This is a genomic window from Desulfotomaculum sp. OF05-3 (assembly GCF_003435535.1).
Lineage (GTDB): Bacteria > Bacillota > Clostridia > Lachnospirales > Lachnospiraceae > Pilosibacter > Pilosibacter fragilis.
This window is the reverse complement of sequence record NZ_QWGO01000066.1, coordinates 1-5625: the sequence shown is the minus strand read 5'-3', so window position 1 is coordinate 5625 and position 5625 is coordinate 1. Positions and strand designations below refer to the sequence as shown.

The 5625-nt window shown below is 32.1% G+C and carries 6 protein-coding genes; 5 read left to right on the top strand and 1 reads right to left on the bottom strand.

What is annotated here, in order from left to right:
* The first annotated feature begins 63 nt into the window (after positions 1-63).
* The 5 genes from DXA87_RS17385 to DXA87_RS17365 all read left to right on the top strand — a co-directional run bounded on the left by DXA87_RS17385 (position 64) and on the right by DXA87_RS17365 (position 5093).
* Complete coding sequence (locus tag DXA87_RS17385; RefSeq protein ID WP_117505549.1) at positions 64-2106, top strand: ATP-binding protein; 2043 nt, start codon at positions 64-66, stop codon at positions 2104-2106.
* A gap of 14 nt (positions 2107-2120) precedes the next feature.
* The gene (locus DXA87_RS17380; protein WP_117505547.1) at positions 2121-2786 is read left to right on the top strand and encodes a hypothetical protein; all 666 of its coding nucleotides are present in this window, start codon (positions 2121-2123) and stop codon (positions 2784-2786) included.
* A 1-nt stretch (position 2787) separates the two neighbouring features.
* A complete protein-coding gene (locus DXA87_RS17375) occupies positions 2788-3387 on the top strand; it encodes a hypothetical protein (protein WP_117505545.1) in 600 nt (199 codons plus the stop codon).
* A gap of 63 nt (positions 3388-3450) precedes the next feature.
* Positions 3451-4044, top strand: a complete 594-nt coding sequence (locus DXA87_RS17370) for a hypothetical protein (RefSeq protein WP_117505542.1) — start codon at positions 3451-3453, stop codon at positions 4042-4044.
* A 26-nt stretch (positions 4045-4070) separates the two neighbouring features.
* The gene (locus tag DXA87_RS17365; RefSeq protein WP_117505551.1) at positions 4071-5093 is read left to right on the top strand and encodes a virulence RhuM family protein; all 1023 of its coding nucleotides are present in this window, start codon (positions 4071-4073) and stop codon (positions 5091-5093) included.
* A gap of 350 nt (positions 5094-5443) precedes the next feature.
* Here DXA87_RS17365 and DXA87_RS18275 read toward each other — a convergent pair.
* A partial coding sequence (locus tag DXA87_RS18275) for a hypothetical protein (RefSeq protein WP_207659045.1) occupies positions 5444-5625 on the bottom strand: 182 nt, incomplete at its 5' end.

The window sequence follows — 5625 nt, the reverse complement described above, 5'->3', positions numbered from 1 at the left end:
GCTTGGATTTTTGTCTTGACAACTGAACCACTATAGACAAAGAAAATTATCGAAGACAATTGGATGATGATTGGTACTGATAATAAGAAAAAAGAGTATATTTCCAAGAAAAAACGTATAAAATCAGGAGAAAAGGGTATCGGGCGATTTGCCTTGGATAGATTAGGTGGAGTGTGTGAATTGTTTACAAAAAGCCAAGAGGAGCATGCAACTATTCGATGGAAAACAAATTGGAATAGCTTTGAAGAAGAGGGGAATCTACTTGAGGATATTGAAGCAGAATTTGAATATGTTAGTTTATCTTTATATGAGCTTATACCGGATACTGTCAAAAACAAAATAATACAATTAGAGCATAGGATAGAGAAGGAAATTGACTTTTCTACCGGAACAATAATAAAAATTAGTAATTTGCGTGATGAATGGACTAATAATCAAATAGAGAGGATTAAAAAATCAATGGAATTTCTTATTCCTCCCAAAGAGCAAGATGAGTTTTATATTTGTCAGCAAAAAAGTATAGATTCTGGGTATGAATTAATAGAAAACAATTTTTCAGATGAGTTTGATTATAAAATTAAATCAGTTTTTGACGGAGAGAATTTTATGATTAATCTTTATAGGAATGAATTTGATGTTGATAAGATTCCAGAAAATGTTTTTCGTGAAGAAAGGTTTATGAGGTATCCATATAGAAAAGAAGATTTTAAAGCGAAATGTTTAGAATTTACATATTCAATAAGTCAATTGTTCAATACAAGTGATTCTGAATATATAGAAAGAATTAAGCAGATAGGCAGCTTTACATTTGAGTATATCTTTATGAAATTACAGAATCAGAAAAAAGAAGTGTTTTTTTATAAAGAAATAGGGAAAACACGAAATGAATGGCTGGAAGAACATGGCGGAATAAAAATATATCGTGATAATTTTTGGGTTAGACCATATGGTGAGAATGGGTCGGATTCATTTGATTGGCTAGGTTTAGAAGCTAGAAATAATGCAAATCCAGTTGCTGTATCAAGTAAGACGGAAGCATGGACTGTTCGTAATGCTCAAGGTCAAGGTACAGTATTTATTTCGCGTATAAATAATGCTTCAATCCTGGACAAATCAAGTAGAGAAGGAATAATCGAAAATGAAAGCTTTAAGTTATTAAAGGATGCTCTCATAAGAATTATTTCCATTCTTGAGAAGGATAGAGCATATATTGCAAGGAGTTTTAAAATATATGATGATAGGGTAAATCATAAAGAAAAAACAAAACAAGAAGGTAGTCAAATTGCAAAAAGTGTTTTGAGTGGAAAAAAAGATAAAAATTATAAAGCTCAGAAGGAAAAAATGGAAAGTTTGGCGAAAACCGTTCAATATTTTGAAGAAGAAAGAGAGGAGTTAATTACTGAGTTAAAATTGCTAAGAGCATTAGCAACAAATGGATTGATCACAACTTCAATAGTGCATGATTTAAAAAGTATTAACGCATTGCTTGTTAATAGGGTAGAGCCTATGCGTATGGCTATCGAAAATGATAATAAAATGCTTATTGAGAGAAATTTAAATGACTTGTACAAGAATGATCAATTTTTAAAATCCTGGATAACAGTAGTTACAAATCAAAGCAAGAAGGATAAGCGTAAGCGATTAAAGAAAAACATTTATGATACGATTGAGAAGATAGTAAATGTTTTACAGCCAATTCTTGTACAAAAAAAGGTACAGGTAGAGTTAATCAAAGATGAGCAAAATGCGGAAAGAAGAATTTTTGAATCGGACTTTGAGAGCATATTTTATAATTTAATTATTAACTCAATAGAAGCTTTTTCAAAATCATCTACAAAGAATAGAAAAATAAGAATTGAGTTAAAAACCAATGAGAATTTAGTCGTAAATTATTTGGATAACGGAGATGGATTAGATAATAAATTTAAGAATCCATATGAAATTTTCACACTTGGTTCAACAAGTAAGTATGATCAGTTCGGTAATGTTATAGGAACAGGATTGGGAATGTATATTATTGCATCTACTGTGAGAGAATATAATGGAGATTATAAATTAACACAGATTCAAAATGGCTTTGGTTTAGAAATAAGAATTCCGTTGTAGGAGGAAAAATTTTGATGAAAGTAATAAAAGTTGGTATTATTGATGATGATGGAAGTAAAGTCACACAAATGATGGCATATCTTTTATATGGCATGAAAGATGCATCAAAACAAAAGGCTGATAGGTACTCAAATGTCAGATTTGAAGTGCTCGAAATTCCGTTGTCTGCTGATATGAATGATATTGCAGAATATATTATAGATGAAAAAATAGATGCTTTGCTGATTGATTATAACCTTGCATCGTATGCAACAGTGCCTTATACCGGTGTTCAACTTGCCCGTTATATACAGGAAAGATTTATGGAGTTTCCGCTGTTTATTTTAACTTCTTATGAAGATGAATTATATGAGCAAGAAGTATTTGATGTATATCAGATTTTTGATTTTGAAAGATATTTGTCAGAACCGCAGGAGAGAGTTGAATTACACTATAAGTTAATACAACAGGTTGTGAAATATCATAAACAACTAGAATTATGGAAAAAAGAAATTGAAAGTTTATTGCCACAGAAAGGTCATTCAGCTGCGATAGACAAACGGATTTTGGAATTAGATAGTAAATTAGAGAAAAGTATTGATGGACATGCAGCAATTCCTGATGAGGTTAAGAATGATTTGAAATCTAATAAGTTAGATGAATTAATTGATAAAATAGACTTGTTACTGAAAGAGGATTGAAATGAATGTAAAACAAAAGAATCCGCAAAGATCATATACAGGAATAATGTGGAGAACAAACAGAGAGAATAAAAAACGTTTGATTAATGATTTTGAGCATAGATGTGCATATTGTGACGATTTAGATAAATATGGTGGCGGGAGTAAAGTGTATCATGTTGAACATTTTGCTCCTAAGGAAAAATTCCCTGAATTAAAATTTCAATATGATAATTTATTATATGCGTGTCCATTTTGCAATATATCAAAATCAAATAAGTGGCCGAGTGATAGTAGTGCTGTTGCCGTTGTTGGAAACAAGGGATTTATTGATCCATGTACAGATGAATATGAGAAGCATTTGGGGCGACATACGAGTGGAGAAATATATTATAAAACGACATTAGGAAAATATATGTTTTATGAAATGAAATTGTATTTGCAACGACATCAATTAATATATAATTTAGGAAGGGTTCATGCAAAGTTAAAAGAAGTAAAGAAAGAAATTGATAGAAGAGAACATTTACATAAACCCACAGAAGACTTAACAGAATTATATAAAGAATTATGCGTTATTTTTTTTGAATACTATAATGCATTTTCGGAAGAAGTTGAATGAATATTAAAAAAATATTCTAAATGCAGTACTATTTTGAAAAATGTATAAAAAAGGAGAACACTTATGAGCATAACATTTGAAATAGTCAAATTTAAAAAGCCAACAAAAGATGATTTGTCTAATTTACATATGTTTAATCCTTATGGTTCTATTCCAATATTAGATAATGATGGCGATAGCACGGGATGGAATATTTATATGTTCAGGGTTGATGATAAGGATATACAGAATATTATAAATAGCAGTTATGCAGTCAAAATGGAACTCCCAGAATGCATTACAGATTATGATAGTTTTTTTGAAGATTTGGGATTTCCTAAAGAGGTAGTAAGGAATGGAGATGTTCGCATTATAAAATCCAATTCCAGATATATTACTATTTCTTATGGTGATAAATCAAAGGAGATAGAAAAAAGCAGGCTTGAAAAATATAAGGCGATGGTTCAAACAAAATGTGTTGTTTTGAAGATTAAGGCTTTATGGAACAGCAGTGAAAATAATCTATATGGTATAGATAAAAAGAAAGCTATAAAGTGTATACCAGATATTGAAAATTATGAATATGTTCCAGTTAATAATAGTATGCTGGCAAAAGCAGAAATTCCCTTCTTGATATTTGAAAGAAACCGGGGAAAATGTTTTATAGAGATGTATTGATAGAATCTAGAGAAAGGAATGCTTTTATGAGCAAAGAATTACAGATAAGAAATAGCACTGTGGATTTTCTAGTTTTCACACGAGATGCAGGAGAAGACGGAATAGAGGTCAGGGTTCAGAATGGCGATGTATGGCTTACGCAGAAGGCAATTTCACAGCTTTTTGATGTAGATAGAAGTGTGGTTACAAAACATCTGAGTAACATTTTTAAAGAGGGCGAATTAGATGAAAATTCAGTTTGTGCAAAATTTGCACAAACTGCGGATGATGGAAAAACATACAATTATAAGTTCTATTCGTTAGCAGCTATTATTGCTGTGGGGTATCGAATTAATTCAGAACGGGCAACACAGTTCAGGACATGGGCAACCAAAGTGTTAGATACATTTACAAAGCAGGGTTATGTTCTTGATAAAAGCAGATTGATTAATGGACAGATTTTCGACGAAGACTATTTTGAGCATCTTATTGCTGAGATTCAGGAAATCAGAGCAAGTGAGAGAAGATTTTACCAGAAAATTACAGATATATATGCAACAGCAGTTGATTATGATAAGAATTCACAGGTGACAAGAGAGTTTTATGCAACAGTTCAGAACAAGATGCATTATGCAGTTCATGGTAATACAGCGGCAGAAGTGATTGTTGCAAGAGCTGATCATAATAAAGAACATATGGGACTTAAATCATGGAAAAATGCGCCTGATGGTAAAATAGTAAAAACAGATGTGTCAATTGCAAAAAACTACTTAGAAAAAGAAGAACTTGCAGAAGTGAATGAGATTGTGACAATGTATCTTGATTATGCAACAAGACAGGCACGAAGACATATTCCTATGACTATGGAAGATTGGAAAACAAAGCTTGACGCATTTCTTAGATTTAATGATGCAGAAGTACTTCAGGATAAAGGAAAAGTTACTGCAGCTATTGCAAAGGAATTTGCAGAAAGTGAGTTTGAGAAATACAGAGTTATACAGGATTCACTATATGAAAGTGACTTTGATAAATTGATGAATGATATGGAGAATGATGGTACTACCCATTAGTACCACAAAACTTGTAGTTGCAGAAACATCGTCTGGAGATTATAATTTTCATAGGTGGACATGCAAAACGATAGAATATTATTCTGTGAATAGCAAACCAACCTGCAAGCCACCGGAACTACACACAATAATGAAAAAATGCAATGGTACTGGATTGGTACTAAAAATATGTGAAACGAAAAATAACGTGTGGAAAAATGTGGGTTATTAATACGAAATAGTATAGATAACCGCATTGAAATAACCTAAATCAAACTAGATTTTGCGAGTTTGAATAGTATTTGTTCTCGTCCCACCCAGACTTATCCAAGTGTCCGAGTAAAAAAGAACATAAAAAACATGAAGCAGAGTCAGATGAATTTCAAAGAAATTCGTCTGGTCCTGCTTCTTTTTTCCTCTGTCACCCAAGCACGCATCCCAGTTCCAAGACCACCCAAGCCCTTCTCCTCAATCCTGAAAAAGAGCAGGAAAATAAGAAAACGGCTTGGTTTATAAGGCTGAATATTCCGTTGCGGCGAAGCCGTCTGTCCGG

Excerpts from the sequence above, each read along its gene's own strand:
- DXA87_RS17385 (WP_117505549.1), top strand. The coding sequence starts at position 64 with ATGATGATTGGTACTGATAATAAGAAAAAAGAGTATATTTCCAAGAAA.
- DXA87_RS17380 (WP_117505547.1), top strand. The coding sequence starts at position 2,121 with ATGAAAGTAATAAAAGTTGGTATTATTGATGATGATGGAAGTAAAGTC.
- DXA87_RS17375 (WP_117505545.1), top strand. The coding sequence starts at position 2,788 with ATGAATGTAAAACAAAAGAATCCGCAAAGATCATATACAGGAATAATG.
- DXA87_RS17370 (WP_117505542.1), top strand. The coding sequence starts at position 3,451 with ATGAGCATAACATTTGAAATAGTCAAATTTAAAAAGCCAACAAAAGAT.
- DXA87_RS17365 (WP_117505551.1), top strand. The coding sequence starts at position 4,071 with ATGAGCAAAGAATTACAGATAAGAAATAGCACTGTGGATTTTCTAGTT.